General features: G+C 69.6%; 14 protein-coding genes. 5 read left to right on the forward strand and 9 right to left on the reverse strand.

Translation table 11 applies throughout. The features are described 5' to 3' along the window. Positions 1-7: 7 nt before the first annotated feature. The 3 genes from TN53_RS25735 to TN53_RS25745 are packed head-to-tail and all read left to right on the forward strand — an operon-like array spanning position 8 to position 2,820. A complete protein-coding gene (locus TN53_RS25735; RefSeq protein WP_046261018.1) occupies positions 8-676 on the forward strand; it encodes a hypothetical protein in 669 nt (222 codons plus the stop codon). After that, positions 664-1,734, forward strand: coding sequence for a hypothetical protein (locus TN53_RS25740; RefSeq protein WP_046261019.1), 1,071 nt, complete (start codon positions 664-666; stop codon positions 1,732-1,734). Before TN53_RS25735 ends, TN53_RS25740 begins: the two co-directional genes overlap by 13 nt. 57 nt (positions 1,735-1,791) lie before the next feature. Next, the gene (locus TN53_RS25745; protein WP_046261020.1) at positions 1,792-2,820 is read left to right on the forward strand and encodes a hypothetical protein; all 1,029 of its coding nucleotides are present in this window, start codon (positions 1,792-1,794) and stop codon (positions 2,818-2,820) included. An 81-nt stretch (positions 2,821-2,901) separates the two neighbouring features. Here the strand turns inward: TN53_RS25745 and TN53_RS25750 are convergent, their stop codons facing one another. The 8 genes from TN53_RS25750 to TN53_RS25785 all read right to left on the reverse strand — a co-directional run bounded on the left by TN53_RS25750 (position 2,902) and on the right by TN53_RS25785 (position 11,071). Further along, complete coding sequence (locus tag TN53_RS25750) at positions 2,902-3,504, reverse strand: barstar family protein (RefSeq protein ID WP_095046726.1); 603 nt, start codon at positions 3,502-3,504, stop codon at positions 2,902-2,904. Next, positions 3,480-3,650, reverse strand: a complete 171-nt coding sequence (locus TN53_RS25755) for a hypothetical protein (RefSeq protein ID WP_159038194.1) — start codon at positions 3,648-3,650, stop codon at positions 3,480-3,482. The genes TN53_RS25750 and TN53_RS25755 overlap by 25 nt, the downstream gene beginning before the upstream one ends. Before the next feature lie 277 nt (positions 3,651-3,927). Continuing rightward, positions 3,928-4,113: an SUKH-3 domain-containing protein gene (locus TN53_RS25760; protein WP_159038195.1), complete on the reverse strand. Its 186-nt coding sequence runs from the start codon at positions 4,111-4,113 to the stop codon at positions 3,928-3,930. Between the two features lie 78 nt (positions 4,114-4,191). Next, positions 4,192-4,662 (reverse strand): hypothetical protein, encoded by a 471-nt coding sequence (locus TN53_RS25765; RefSeq protein WP_046261023.1) that lies wholly within the window; start codon positions 4,660-4,662, stop codon positions 4,192-4,194. Between the two features lie 27 nt (positions 4,663-4,689). After that, positions 4,690-9,288: a DUF6531 domain-containing protein gene (locus TN53_RS25770; RefSeq protein WP_052745311.1), complete on the reverse strand. Its 4,599-nt coding sequence runs from the start codon at positions 9,286-9,288 to the stop codon at positions 4,690-4,692. Positions 9,289-9,372: 84 nt separating this feature from the next. Then, on the reverse strand, positions 9,373-9,855 hold the full coding sequence (locus tag TN53_RS25775) for a hypothetical protein (protein ID WP_234441708.1): 483 nt from the start codon (positions 9,853-9,855) through the stop codon (positions 9,373-9,375). Further along, positions 9,849-10,316: a hypothetical protein gene (locus tag TN53_RS25780; RefSeq protein WP_046261024.1), complete on the reverse strand. Its 468-nt coding sequence runs from the start codon at positions 10,314-10,316 to the stop codon at positions 9,849-9,851. Before TN53_RS25780 ends, TN53_RS25775 begins: the two co-directional genes overlap by 7 nt. Positions 10,317-10,423: 107 nt before the next feature. After that, positions 10,424-11,071, reverse strand: coding sequence for a hypothetical protein (locus TN53_RS25785; RefSeq protein ID WP_046261025.1), 648 nt, complete (start codon positions 11,069-11,071; stop codon positions 10,424-10,426). 95 nt (positions 11,072-11,166) lie between these two features. Here TN53_RS25785 and TN53_RS25790 point away from each other — a divergent pair, with 95 nt between their 5' ends. Further along, positions 11,167-11,502 (forward strand): hypothetical protein, encoded by a 336-nt coding sequence (locus tag TN53_RS25790; RefSeq protein WP_046261026.1) that lies wholly within the window; start codon positions 11,167-11,169, stop codon positions 11,500-11,502. 9 nt (positions 11,503-11,511) lie between these two features. Here the strand turns inward: TN53_RS25790 and TN53_RS25795 are convergent, their stop codons facing one another. Further along, positions 11,512-11,925, reverse strand: a complete 414-nt coding sequence (locus TN53_RS25795) for an SsgA family sporulation/cell division regulator (RefSeq protein WP_046261027.1) — start codon at positions 11,923-11,925, stop codon at positions 11,512-11,514. 190 nt (positions 11,926-12,115) lie between these two features. Between TN53_RS25795 and TN53_RS25800 the strand changes: the two genes are divergently transcribed. Then, positions 12,116-13,505 (forward strand): sigma-70 family RNA polymerase sigma factor (locus TN53_RS25800; RefSeq protein ID WP_046261028.1); only part of this gene is annotated, 1,390 nt, incomplete at its 3' end.

The raw sequence follows: 13,505 nt of genomic DNA on the forward strand, positions 1-13,505 counted from the left end.
ATCCATCGTGGCCCGCCGCGCCCTGCCCGTCACCGCCGCCGCGTTCGCCATGACGGCGACCCTTCTGCTCACCGCGTGCGGTGGGGGTGACGGGGGGTCTCCGGACGACATCAAGGGGGCGGGTACGGCGTCGGGCAGTCCGTCTGCTTCAACCTCCGCGTCGGCATCGCCCGTTGCCGACAGACCGGACGTGAGTCTCCCCAAGGACCTGGACCTGGTCTTCGACTTCGAGAAGCCGTCGGACGCGGACAACGCGGCGGCACTCGCGGACGCGGAGAACTACCTGCGCGCGCTGAACCACGGCATCACGCGGCAGGACCCCTCCGACCCCGCCTATCAGTACTACTCCGCCGGGGACGCGGCCCGGTACGCGAACACGCAGATCAAGGAGTACGTGAAGGGCGGCTGGACGCTCACCGGCAAGGACCGTTACCACCGGGCGGAGACCAGCGCGGCCGGGGACTCGACGTCGGTGAAGCTGGTGCGCGTCGCCTTCTGCGAGGACGCCTCGAAGGTCTACGGCAAGGAAGTGAAGAGCGGGAAGGTCCTCCACACCGAGGAAAGCCCGGACGATTTCCTCAAGTTCAGCCTCGTCATGGCGTCCGCGAAGGGCTCGCCGGTGTGGCGTGCCCAGCAAATCACCGTCAAGGAGAAGGCGACGGAATGCCAGGAGTGATCTCCCCCCGGCGCGCGACGTGGGTTCTGGCCCTCACCGCGGGAGCCCTCGTCTGGACCGCGAGCACCGCGTACGCCGGCAAGCCCGTGCCCGGCGGCCACGACACCCCGCAGGGCGGCGCCGACGGGAAGACCCTGCTGGCCTCCGCCGGCCGGTCCCGGATCAAGGTCACCCAGGTCAGCGGTCCCACCGGCGGCAAGCGCGGTGCCGTCTCGTCCGTGGACGTCAACTGGAAGCCGCCGGCCTGCTGGTACGAGCCGGTCTTCACCCCCGCGGCACTGAAGGACTTCTCGGAGACCAACGGGGTCGGAGACGTCGGCATCCACGAGTACTGGGCCGGCAAGGGACTCTGGACGGACCACTACCGGGACGACAAACCCACGACCAACATCTTCGAGAACGGTGCGAGCGTCGAGGGCTACAAGGACTACAACCTCGGCCAGGACGGCTACTTCTGGCGCAGCGTCGCACCGGACATCTCCGACCCGGACTCCTGGGACTGCACCCGCATCATGTTCTGGCAGCCGGCGGGCGCGATACCGAAGATCGCCCACGCGCCCACCCCGAAGACGCTCGCCGAGTACGCTTACAACGAGGTCGAGGTCCCCGACACCGAGATCGAGCTGAAGCCCACCACCAAGTCCACGGTGAACCTGCCCACTTGGGCCTGGCTGGACAAAGCCACCTTCCAGGACGTCAAGGTCCGCGCCGAGCTCCCGAACACGGGGTTGTGGGCCGAAACGACCGCCAAGCCGGTCGCCCTCCACCTGGATCCGGGTACGGCCGACGCCGAGACCTACCCCGCGTCCGGCAACTGCGAGATCAACGCCGACGGCAGCATCGGCACGCCGTACCAGAAGGGCGACTCCGACCGGACCCCGCCCTGCGGCATCCGCTACCTCAAGGCCACGGACGGCACGCCCTACCGCCTGTCCGCCTCCGTGACCTGGCAGATCACCTGGCAGGGCGCGAACGGCACCGGCGGCGACCTGCCCGACGGGACCTTCGAGACGACGCAGGACATGGACGTCCAGGAGATCCAGGCGATCAACCGCTGATCCGCCGACTCCGCCCCTCCCCACCGTGACAACCGTGACAAGAGAAGAGAGAGCCTGATGACGCCCCGCGCGCGCACCACCCGTTCCCTGCCCGGCCGTCGCCTCACCGCGACCGCGCTGGGCGTGGCCACGGCCGTCGCCCTCACCGCATGCGGTGGCGGCACGGGCTCCGACGGCGCGAACGGCGAGGAGTCCGCGAGCGCCGCACCCCAGGGCGTGGTGACGGAGAAGGCCGCCGCCGCGGTGATGGACAACTACGAGAAGGTCAACAACAAGGCCAACGCGGCGCTCGACGAGAAGCTCCTCGCCACGGTCGAGGGCGGCCAGGTCCACGCGATGGACAAGGCGAACTACACCCTCGTCCCGACCTTCTCGGCCAAGGACCGGAAGGCCTACGCCAAGCCCTTCTCCTACACGGACCGCCAGTACGTGATCCCGGAGAAGGGCGCCGGGGACTGGTTCGCCGTCCGGGCCGGTTCCAGCGAGAACGAGAAGAGTTCGGTGCTGCTGGTCTTCGACAAGGTGGACGGGACGTACAAGATGGTGCTGTCCCTGTGGGCCGACAGCGGGGAACCGTTCCCGAAGCTCGCCGTCGGCAAGGGCGGTCTGGCCCAGGCCGTCGCCCCCGGCACGAAGGTCGGCAAGCTCGCCCCGTCCGACGTGGCCACCGCCTACGAGGACCTTCTCGAGACCGGCGGCACAAAGGAAGGCAAGGGCCTCGCCGCCACGGGGCCGGTCGAGGAAGCCCTCAAGACCTACAAGAACAGCAGCACCAAGGGCGCGGCCGACGGCGCCGCCACCCAGAAGTTCTTCACCAAGACCCCGGCCGACCCCAGCGTGTACGCCCTGCGCACCGCCGACGGCGGCGTCCTCGCCCTGTTCCCGGCCTCGCACACCCAGGAAACCCTGCTGAAGCCCGCCTACCGCTCCAACGCCTCTCTCGTGCCCAGCGACACGCAGTCCGCCCTCGGCGCCACCAGGGGCCCCCTGATCACCGACACGTTCCAGGGCCAGGGCGTGGCCGAACTGACCCCGAAGGCCGCCCGGATCACGGCCGTCGACTTCCAGCACGTCGATTCGCGCTGAGCCACGCCTGAGTCTCCGGCCAGATCAGTGCAGCCCGTCGCCCGCTCACGGACCGCATCCGAGACAGGGATGACACGCCACTCACTCAGGCTTCCCTGACCCGCACGTCGGCCAGTCGTCCCCGGCGAGGGTCGCCATGAGGCGCCCCTCGCCGAGCGACACCTCCACATCCATACCGGCGGACACCGCCTCGGCGAACGCCGCGGGTGAGGCGCCGTCGAGCAGGAAGACGAAGTGCAGGGCGAACGGATTCCAGTCCGGGTCCGGCACTCCGTCTGCGTCGAGCCGAAGATTGGCCCGCCAGGCGGCCTGGCACAGGACCGAGACGAACGTCCCCAGGAAGTCGACTCCGAGCAGACCGTCGGCATGGTCGATCACGACAGCGGTGTCCTGCTCGTCGTGCCGATCGTGCAGACAGTCCACGAGCGCGTCCCAGTTGTGGCCGAAGTAGCCCGGGAAGCCCAACTCGCGGGCGAATACGGTGAACAGGGTCCCCCGCTCCAGCAACTCCCGCCCGTTGAGCCGGAACACGCGTCCGTCCCGTTCCAGGAGTTCGGCGGTCGCGGCAGCCGGCCAAGGGTCGTTCCGCAACGTGAAGACGGCCCAGGGCGGCCGGCGCCGAGTGAGGGACGGTCCCAGGCGCGGGCCCGCGCCCTTCGTCACCGGGCCCTCCGTGTCAGCCACTGCATCGCCTCGTCCGGTGTCGGCGCCAGCAGCGCGACCGAGTCCATACCCACGTACACCGTGCCGACCTGCTCGCTGAGGTCGTCGAAGATCTCATCGTCCCACAGGGTCAGGAGCGGCTCCGGTCGGAACGCTCCCCACGGCACGGAGTCCCACGGCTCCCGGAACGGGACGCCCACACCACCGAACTCGGCGAGGAACCGCCGCGGTGGGCACGGAGCGCCCCGGACTCCAGCCGGCCGCGCGCAGTACCCGGTCGGTCTCATCCGGCTGGCGCCGCCCCGCGTCGTCGCCTGCCCTCACCGTCCCGACACGATCCCAGAACGCCGATGCGCCCGCCGGAGTCTCCGGAACCCACAGCCCGGCCATCGTGGCCTGCGACCGTACGAGCGCGTCGAGCCCCTGGTCGGCGGAGTCGCCCAGTTACTCCAGGTCCTCCCCGGCGAGGTACAGGACCCCGTCCTCCCCCATGCCCAGGAAGCTATTCCCGTTGTCGGCGCGGCCGACGGGACACACCGGCGTTCCGGCCTTCTCACTCACCCTGACGAACGTCTCCTCGGCGGTGAGCGGGTCGAAGTGGACCGCCGATCGCGTCGTACGCGAGTCCACCGGCAAGCCGTAGATCACCAAACCCCCCGAACTCGGCGAGGAATTGACGGGCAGCCTCGTGGACCACGAAGGCGGTGGTCACCGCTCACGACGACCGCGTACGGCATTCCAGGCGTCCTCGGCCGCATACGTGATGGTCAGTCGCCAGGTCTTCAGTTTGTCCTGCACCTTTGACGCGATCTTCCGCCACTTGAACCAGGTCGGCAGTTGCCGGAACGGCACGTAGGTCAAGGTGTCGTCGATGGCGTTCTGGGCGATGCCACGATGCCCCTCCGCGCGCAGCGCGGCGTACAGCTCCGGTGTCAGCGTGCCGTTGAGGCGGGCCGCGGTGCCGGCCGCGGTGTAGGCGAAGCCTCGCTGACCGCGGTCCGGCAATCCCATCGCCTTGATGATGCGCGGCGATGCCTCTTCCAGGGAGCAGTTGAAGGCCAGTCCGATCGCCGCCGTGCCGAGGTGCTGCTCACCGCGCTCGTACGCCGCGTCCCAGTCCGCGGGGTCGTCGAGACCCAGCAGACCCTCGCCGCTTTCCCAGTTCCACTCGGACGGCATGACTGGTCGTCTTCCTTCTTTCGTCCGTCACCCGTCGCACGGGGGCGGGAGCACCTTCTGCTTCTTCTTGTTGTTGATCATCTTGAGCTTCACCAGCTTGGCCAGAACGTTTTCCTTGACGGCAGGGGACGGGTACGAGGCCTGGACGTGGCCATGGTAGATCTCCTTGACGATCTTGCCGTTCTCGTCAGTGAAGTACTTGTGCCGGTCGAGCACCACGATCTCGTTGTTGACGTGGTCCACGCCGACGCGCCGGAAGTCGTCCGCGGCGGCGGTGTCGCCGCGTGTGATGGACCGGTCCAGTGCGGCCTGACCATTCGAGGGAGCGCGGCCGATCTCGCCCTTGGCCGACGAGGAGGAGCTCGAACCGTGCTTGTCGTACTCCGAGTCGTCGTAGATCCGGACCGGCTCGTCGCCCTCCAGGCCGAGCGGGTCGCTCCAGCGCAGCGGGTTTTCGACGTACGCGTGGTGGTTCGGGGCGGGCTCCAGGCCCAGGGGGTCCGGTGAGAGGTAGCTCGCGGTGTCCGGGTCGTAGTAGCGGGACAGGTTGTAGTGCAGGCCCGTCTCCGGGTCGCGGTACTGGCCCGGGAAGGACAGCGGGCACAGGTCTCCGGCGTCGCCGCCGGGCAGCGGCCGTCCCCACAGGGTCGTCGCCGACCGCCAGGCGATCTCCCCGTCCTCGCCGATCAGCTCGCTCGGCGTGCCGACGAGGTCGGTGACGATCGCGTAGAACCGCCGGTCGACCGAGGCCTGGTCGTCGTCGGCCCGCCATCGGCTGCGCACCTGCGCCGCCGCCCGGTGCGTGCCCGGCTCCCAGTCCCAGGTGTCGGTCTCAGCCACGCCGTCCCGCAGCGTCTGCTGCTCCGCGAGGTTGGCGGCGTCCCAGGTGAAGAGGGTCTCATCGGTGACGGAACCGTCCTCGCGCACCCGTGCCTTGGAGGTGCGGCGGCCCAGCACGTCGTAGCGGTAGCGCCATACGCCATGGTCCGGCGTCATGGCCTCGGTGAGGTGGTCGTCCGCGTCCCAGACGTAGGTCCAGACCCGTCGCAGTCCGGACAGCGTGCGGCGGATGACCCGGGTCACCCGCCCCTGGGCGTCGTGGTCGTACGAGGTACGTCCCGCCGAGGTGACCTTGGTACCTGAGTGGAGCGCCGGGCCCTGGGCATCCTGGCCGCCCGGCGCCGGGTGCTCTGCGGCAGTGAGGTTGCCGAGTTCGTCGTAGGCGTAGGACTCGGTCCAGGTGTCCGCCGACACCCGGGTGACGCGCCCCACAGGGTCGAGGTCGAAGCGGCGGGTGCCGGAGAGGCGGTCGGTGATCGCGGTCAGGTGACCGTCGGCGCGGTAGGCGTAGGTGCGGGCCTGGCGGATCGTGGGAGCGCCCTGCCGGCTGCTGCCGCCGGTGGCCGTCGCCGCCTGGACGATCTGCTCCACCATGCGGTGGCCGGAATCCCAGGACTGGGTCAGGGTGGCCGCCGCGCCCAGACCCCGGGCGGTCTCCCGGCCGGCCGCGTCGTAGGCGAAGGTGAGTTCACCGGCCGCGGTGACGAGCGAGACGGGCAGACCCACGGAGTCGTACGACCACTGCGACACCGCGCCTGAGGGTGTGGTCCGACGGATGCGCCGCCCCAGCAGGTCGTAGCCGCTGGTGACGGTCCGGCCGTCCACCGCCTCCGCGACGACCCGGCCCGCCCCGTCATACGCGTACGTGACCCGGCTGTCGGCGTTCACGGCCTCGGCCATCCGGCCGGACACGTCGTACCGCAGCTCGGTGACCGTGCCGCTGTCGGTCTGCGCCGTCACGACCCGGCCCGCGATGTCGCGGGTGAGCCGCACCGTCTGACCGGCGCCGTTGCCGCGCTTGATCGCGCGGCCGGTCGGGTCGTAGGCGTAGGTGAGCGTGCGGCCGTTGAAGTCCGTCTCGGCGAGCAGGTTGCCCGCGGCGTCGTAGTCGTAACTCCACTGAGCGCCCTGCGGGTTGGTCACGGCGGTGAGGCGCAGCTCGGCGTCGTGTGTGAAGACATAGCGGGTGCCGTCCGGGTCGGTCCGGGCGCGTGGCAGGTCGAACGCGCCGTACTCGAAGACGGTGGCGGCCGGACCGCCCGGCTCCCTGTGTTCGGTGAGGTTGCCCTCCGCGTCGTAGGACCAGGACTCCCGGCCGCCGTCCGCGCGCTCGCGCCACAGCAGCAGGCCCTCGGGGTTCCAGCTCTGGCGGACGGTGCCGCCGACGGGGTCGTCGATGCGCACGACACGGCCGTACGCGTCCCGGTGCACGGTCACGACGCTGCCGCGCGGATCGACGACCCGCACCGGCATCCCGGTCCCGTCGGTGACGTACCGGAACGTGTTGCCGAGCGCGTCGGTCTCCGCGATCCGGTGCCCGCGCTCGTCGTACGCGTACGAGGTCACCGCGCCCAGCGGATCGGTGCTGGTGAGCAGGTTGCCCCGGTCGTCGTAGGCGCATTCCCAGCGCGACCCGTCGGGCTGCGTGACCGCGACGGGCTTGGCGTCGGCGTCGTACTCGACCTCGATGCTGGTGCCGTCGGGCCGGTCCATGCGCACCGGCTCGCCGTGCTCGCCGAGGGTGAAACGGGTCGTACGCCCGAGTTCGTCGGTGCGGGAGAGCATCCGCCCGTAGCGGTCCCACTCGGTGTACGTGCGGTGGCCAAGGGGGTCGGTCTCGGCGGTGAGCTGGAGCAGTTCGTTGTAGTGGTACGTCGTCGTATGGCCGAGCGCGTCGGTGTAGCGCGTCTCGCGGCTCTCCGTGTCGTACGTGATCGAGGAGGCGAGGCTGCCGTCCGAGCCCGTACCGCCGGTGCAGCGGTCCAGGGCGTCGTAGGTGAAGCGGTAGGAGTAGGCGTTGCGGTCGGTCCACGACGTGATGCGCCCGCGGGCGTCGTACGTGAGCTTCCGGGGCAGCCCGCTGGAGTTGTGGACCTCGGTGAGGTTGCCTTCGGAGTCGTAGCCGAACCGCTTGAGCGTCGTGCCGTCGGGGCCGTCCTCCGGATTGTGGAGACGGAGTGCGGTGACGCGTCCGCTGTCGTTGTCGGTGTCGACGTACACATGACGGCCCGCCGAGTCCCGTACGGCGACCGGTGTGCCATCGTCGTCGCGGTCGAAGTCGACGCGGAGGCCGTTGCGGTCGGTGATGGCGGCGAGGTGGAGGGTGAAAACGTCGGCGGCCGAAGGGCGTCGACGCGGGGCGAAGTGACGGGTGATGCCGCTGCCCTGGTCGGTGATTCGCACCGGCGCGCCGGGAGCGCCGTCCCAGTCCAGCAGCAGGCGCGGGCCCTCCAGCGGCAGGACAGCGGTGCCCGGTGCGGGCACCGGGTAGAAGAGGAGCATGCCGTCCTCGGTGGCGAAGACGGCGCCCTCATCGTCCAGTTCGAGGCGTTCGTCCAGGGTGGAGGACCAGGACTGCCCGAAGGAACGGCCGTACGGGTAGGTCGACAGGTGCGTGCGACGCAAGACGGTCGGGAGGAGGCCCGGCAGGTCGACGTCGGTCTCCTGCATGAGCATCTCGCCGGAGATCATGTCGATCGGATCGCCGTTCTTGCAGCGGCCCTTCGGGGGCTTGCTGTGCCCGGCGACCTCGTCGGCCTCCTTGCGCAGACCCTTCTTCCCCAGCCCCTTGGCCATGGCCTTGAGGCCACCCTTGCCGAGCATCTTCAGCCCCTTGGCAAGGCCGCCGAGGCTGGTCAGGCCCTTCATGCCGGGTATGCAGTCCAGCGCGGCCAGGCCCACATCCCATAGGGACGCCTGGCCTTTTGAGTATTTGTAGAGCGTGTCCGCGAGCACGACGAGCGCGGCAATGAGGACGATCGCGCCGAGGATCGGCCCGCCGATGATCATCGCGACGATCCCGACGACCGCGACCACGACCTTGCAGACGGTGACGATGTTGTCCCAGTTGTCGGTGAACCAGTCCCCGACCTCCTCCCACCAGGACCGGTTCTGGATGCCGGCGTCGGAGGCCTCGTCGATCTTCGTTTTGGCCTCGCGGGCGGCGTCCTCACGCATCTTGCGGGCGTCGGCGGCCATCTTCTTCGCCGCGTCCAGGGCGTCCTGGGCGTTGTCGACGTCCGACTGGGCCGTGGTCTGCGCGGACTTGGCGTGCTGGGCGTCCCGGGTGGCGGCCCTGACCTTGGACTCGTCGGGCTTGTCGGCGCTGGACTTGCTGCCGGTGGGGTCGTCCTTGTACTTGTCGGCTTCCTTGCTCGCCCGGGTCACCCATGAATCGGCTGAAGCAAGGCGTGAGTTGGCCGAGGACAGGTTCGCCTGCGCCTCACGCGCCTTGGCGAGCGCCTTGTCGGCGAGGGCCTGGGCACGCTCCAGCTTGGGCCAGAAGTCCGCGAGCGCGTCCCCGCACATGGCGTAGGACTTCTCCAGCTTCTTCAGGTTCTTCGGGACCCCGCCGAACTCGTCCTTGAAGACTTCCGCCGACTTGCCGGCCCACTGCAACAGGGTGTCCTCGTCCGACATGCCCTTGACGAGGCGGAGTGCGTCGGAGACGTCGTCGGCGAAGTCATGCAGCGTCCTGGCCAGACTCCGGACCCGGTCCGGATCACCCGGGGTCGGATCCTTGTCCAGGTCGAGGACATGCCAATCCGCCGGTCGATGCCCCGCCATAGTGCGACCCCCGTCACCTGCGCATCACGAACAACAGCTATGTGCACACGCGAACTTACAGGGCACTCCCGTTCGACGTGAAGCTCAGCCGGACCGAGAGCCTCGCACGGCCCGCCACGCCTCACGGACCGCCTCCACCGGGCGCAGCCACCAGCGCAGCAACGTCTCCCGCACCGTCACGTACACCCACCGACGCTTCAACCACGGCGGCAGGGCCCGGAACGGCACGAACGACAGCGTGTCGTCGATCGCGTGATCGGCGGCTCCGCCGATGCCCTCCGCGCGGAGGGCGGCGTACAGCTCCGGAGTCAGTCGGCCGTCGAGCCGGGCCAGGTGGGCGACCGCCGTGAAGGGGAAGTCCCGCCCCGGGCCGGGCAGCAGTTCCAGTGCCCGGATGATCCGCGGTGACACCACCTCCGGCGGGCAGTTGAGGGCGAGGCCGATCACCGCCGCGCCGAGGTACCGGTCGGCACGATCGAGCGCGGCGTCCACCTCGGCGGGGTCGTCCATGCCGAGCAGGCCCTTGCCGGTCTCCCAGTTCCAGTCGGGTGTTATCGCAATCACCACTTGTCGGAGTTGTTCAGCATCTTCACATCTTCGGTACGTGTGGCGAGAAAGGCTTCCAATTCACGCTTCACGTAGCGTGAAAGGTCGGTCAGCCCGTTTACGGTGTCCCGCAACTCGCGTGCCGAAGACGGGGTATCCACCCACGCTTCCGGCCTTCTGGTGACGACCGCGTAGAGCAGATCCTCGTCGTACCAGCCGACGGCCGCCTGACGGGGGGCGGTGTCCCGGAGGAACTCCACAGCCAGCTGAGCCTCCTCGCTGTCCCAGAGTGTCGACGCGCCCAGGCTGACGGGTCCTTCGGGCCGGAGGCATGCACTCTGTTGGGGACGGCCCGCGACCGGCCGCTGCCAGGTCACGTCGAACGGAAACTCGTCCAGCTCCGTTCGCAGCACCCCCGGCAGAAAGGCCACGCGCGACACCCGAAACGCCTCCCGCACCGCTCGTTCGAGGTCGGCACCCACCAGTGCAGCCACCTTGCGGACGGCGGATACGACGACACGGGCGCCCGGCTCAGCCCCAGGCGCCCGCATCATCGCGGCGCCAACCAGCCCGGGAGAGGTCCCCGATCTCAGCCGCTGAACCGGAACGTCGACGTGATCGCGTCGAAGATGTCGAAAAAGGACTCGGCGAGGTCCAGCACCTGGCTGCTCCCCGCCACCAGCGCGACCTTGCCCTCCTGCCCCAGCACGGGAATGTACGTCTGCATCAGTACGGCCCGGATGGTCCGGTTGAGCGCGTCGTCGGGTACGACGATGTCCTCGACGCCGTACGTCCGTGCCGCCGGCCCGACCCCCGGAATGTCGACGGTCGTCACCTTCCGCCAGGAGTCGCCCTCCTTCTTGGCTTCCTTGACGGCAAGCTGGCCGGCGATGACGGAGGGGTCGTTCGACAGGGGCTCGCCCCGCTCGTTGCGACCGCCGACCATCGACACCGTCACCGAGCCCGTGATCGGTGTTTCGCCGCCGAAGCTCTCCGCCATGCAGCCGCAGTACAGCGCGCCCGACTTCCACGCGTCCGCCGCGGCCTTGCGGAGGAAGTCCATGTAGGTGTCGCGGTACTGGGCGAGCTCCGGGTGCTGCTGGACGCGTTCGTTCACCATGCGGCGGATCGAGTCGTCCCGGGACTCCGGTCGCACGTCGAACTCCCACCACGACTCGGGGACCTTGATACGGAAACCCCCGCGCTCGACCGTGAGCGCCTCCATGTAGCGGGCCATGTTGCCGACCGACCTTCCCCGTTTGCTCGTTCGCTCTCGCCGGAATCTTTCCGTTGTACCGTGCACGTCAGACTACGAGATCGGGGGAGTCCAGAATGGGACAGGGCGGCAAGAGCGACCTCTCCATCCCGCTGAGCGAGTTGGAGGACTACGGCCGCCAGCTGCGGTCGATCAAGACCCGGCTCAACCACACCAAGAAGCTTTTCGAGCAGTACAGGGACGACATCGGCGACGGCAGCGTCAACGACTCCCTCGACGACTTCGAATCCAACTGGGAGGACGGGCGCGAGGACATCACGCAGCAGCTCGACGCGCTCGCGAAGATGTCGGACGCCGTTGTCCGCGAGTTCAAGAAGCTCGACGACGAGCTCGCCAAGCAGGTCAACGACAAGATGAAGACCGAGGAAAAGCGGCCCGAGAAGGAAAAGTAGGCCACCGCCTCACACACCGCCCAGCAAAGACGCCAACCCACGCTCCAGGGCCGGTTCCAGGGCCTCGCCGCCCGGTTCCATGACGGCGTACGAGCGGAGCAGGAACCGGTGCAGTGCCCTCGTCTCGAAGATGACCAGCGCGATGCCCTCCGGTGCGCGGAACTCCACGGCGGTGCGGGACGGGTCGTACGGCTGGACGTGGACGTTGCCGACTCCGGCCGGGCAGCCGAGGCCCTCTTCCAGCAGGCCGCGGGCGAAGGTCCAGGTGACCTCGTCGCCGTCGAGTGAGATCCAGGGCGGGAAGACGAAGTGGACGGCCAGGGGGTCGTCCGAGGCGTAGCGGAGGGTCACGGGGACCGCCAGCTCCTCGTCGTCCTCGGTGAGCAGACGCGCGCCGGTGGGCTGTTCCAGGGCGAAGTACATGGACGGGCTCCGATGGTGGGGCGGTTGGGCCGATGCGTGTGTACGAGCGGTTGGAGGGGTCTCTGATTACGCCGTTATGGAGGTGACGTGTGTCACTTTCCGTGATGGCTGAAACTTTGATTGAAACTTTTGTCATCTAGGCTTACAAATCCTTCCCCGCCCTAGAGCAGGCCCCCTGGAGCGTTTCGCCATGTCCGACGTTTCCACCGCCGTTTCCACCGCCGACTACGCGCGGATCTACGAGGAGCAGCAGCCGCGTCTCGTCGCGTACGCCCGCTCCCTCACCCGGAACGCCCACACCGCCGAAGACCTCGTCGCCGAGGCGCACTTCCGGGTGTGGCGGCGGCTGGCCGCGGGGCACGGGATCGACAACGTGCCGGCGTATCTGATGACGACCGTGCGGCATCTGGCGAGCGCCGCGGGTACCGGTGCCGGACGGGAGACGCCCCGCGACCCGCAGGGTGACGAGCGCGTCGAGGTCCCGGCGCAGGGCGGCGATCCGGCCGAACAGGTGTCCTCCGTGGACCTGTTGGTGCGGGTGCTGGAGCAGTTGCCCGAACGGTGGGTCAAGGCACTGTGGTTGGCCGAGGCGGAGGGGCAGCCGCTCGCGGCGATCGGGCCGCAGCTCGGGACCAAGGAGGGCGCCACCGCCGTACTGCTGCATCGGGCGCGGGAAGGGATGCGGCTGGCGTTTCTGCGGACGCAGACCGGTGCGCCCGACGATCCCGCGTGCCAGGTGCACTGGGCTCGTATGCCCGCCTATGTACGGGGTTCCGCCACCGCCCGGCAGTCCGAGCGGCTGCTCGGGCATGTGGACGCGTGCGACGACTGCCGGGCGCGGCTGGCGGCGCTGATGAGCGCCAACAACCGGCTGCCGGCGCTGGTCGGGCCCGCGCTGCTGGTGTTCGCGGTGGGCGGGACCGGCAAGTTCCTGCTCGGGTTCGCGGGTACGGCGACCGCCTTCGGCGGGTCCGGGGGCGGGTTGCTTGACGGAATGCGGCACAGCTCGGTCGGGGGGTCCAAGGCCGCGGCCGCCGCGGGGGCCGTGGTGGTGGGTGCCGCCGCGGTGTTCCTTGCCCTCGGGCCCGTCGAGTCCGGTTCGATTCCGGCTCAGCGGGCGCCGGTTGCCGAGGCGCCGGTGACCCAGGTTCCGGTGGCGGAGGCGCCGGCGACGGGTGACGGGGTGGAGAGCGGTGGTACGGCGGAGGAGGAGGTCGGCGTCCAGCCCGGTGGGCAGGTTCGGGCCGAGGGCGCGAACGGGGGCGTAACCGGTGTGACGGAGGCGGACGCGGAGGCAGAGGAGGGGCCGGTCGCTGCTACGCCGTCGCCCACCGAGACCGCGCCGCCGGAGGAGCCTGGTGGCACCACACCGGGGGACACGGATCCGGCACCGCCGACGACCGGAGGGGCGGGCGAGGACCCGGCGCCTCCGGCACCCCCTGCCGAGGACTCCCCCAAGACACCGGAACCTCCCACCGAGGAACCTCCGAAGACACCGACACCGCCCACCGAGCAGCCCCCCCCCACACCGGCACCGCCCGCCGAAGAGCCCACCCAAGAGCCCCCTCAGACACCGGAAG

This window comes from Streptomyces sp. WM6386, assembly GCF_000972385.1.
GTDB lineage: Bacteria > Actinomycetota > Actinomycetes > Streptomycetales > Streptomycetaceae > Streptomyces.

What these genes read in the sequence shown, in the direction of transcription:
- TN53_RS25795 (WP_046261027.1), bottom strand. Translation starts at nt 11,925, where the DNA reads ATGTACTTCGCCCTGGAACAGCCCACCGGCGCGCGTCTGCTCACCGAG.
- TN53_RS25765 (WP_046261023.1), bottom strand. Translation starts at nt 4,662, where the DNA reads ATGCCGTCCGAGTGGAACTGGGAAAGCGGCGAGGGTCTGCTGGGTCTC.
- TN53_RS25770 (WP_052745311.1), bottom strand. Translation starts at nt 9,288, where the DNA reads ATGGCGGGGCATCGACCGGCGGATTGGCATGTCCTCGACCTGGACAAG.
- TN53_RS25785 (WP_046261025.1), bottom strand. Translation starts at nt 11,071, where the DNA reads ATGGCCCGCTACATGGAGGCGCTCACGGTCGAGCGCGGGGGTTTCCGT.
- TN53_RS25790 (WP_046261026.1), top strand. Translation starts at nt 11,167, where the DNA reads ATGGGACAGGGCGGCAAGAGCGACCTCTCCATCCCGCTGAGCGAGTTG.
- TN53_RS25740 (WP_046261019.1), top strand. Translation starts at nt 664, where the DNA reads ATGCCAGGAGTGATCTCCCCCCGGCGCGCGACGTGGGTTCTGGCCCTC.
- TN53_RS25745 (WP_046261020.1), top strand. Translation starts at nt 1,792, where the DNA reads ATGACGCCCCGCGCGCGCACCACCCGTTCCCTGCCCGGCCGTCGCCTC.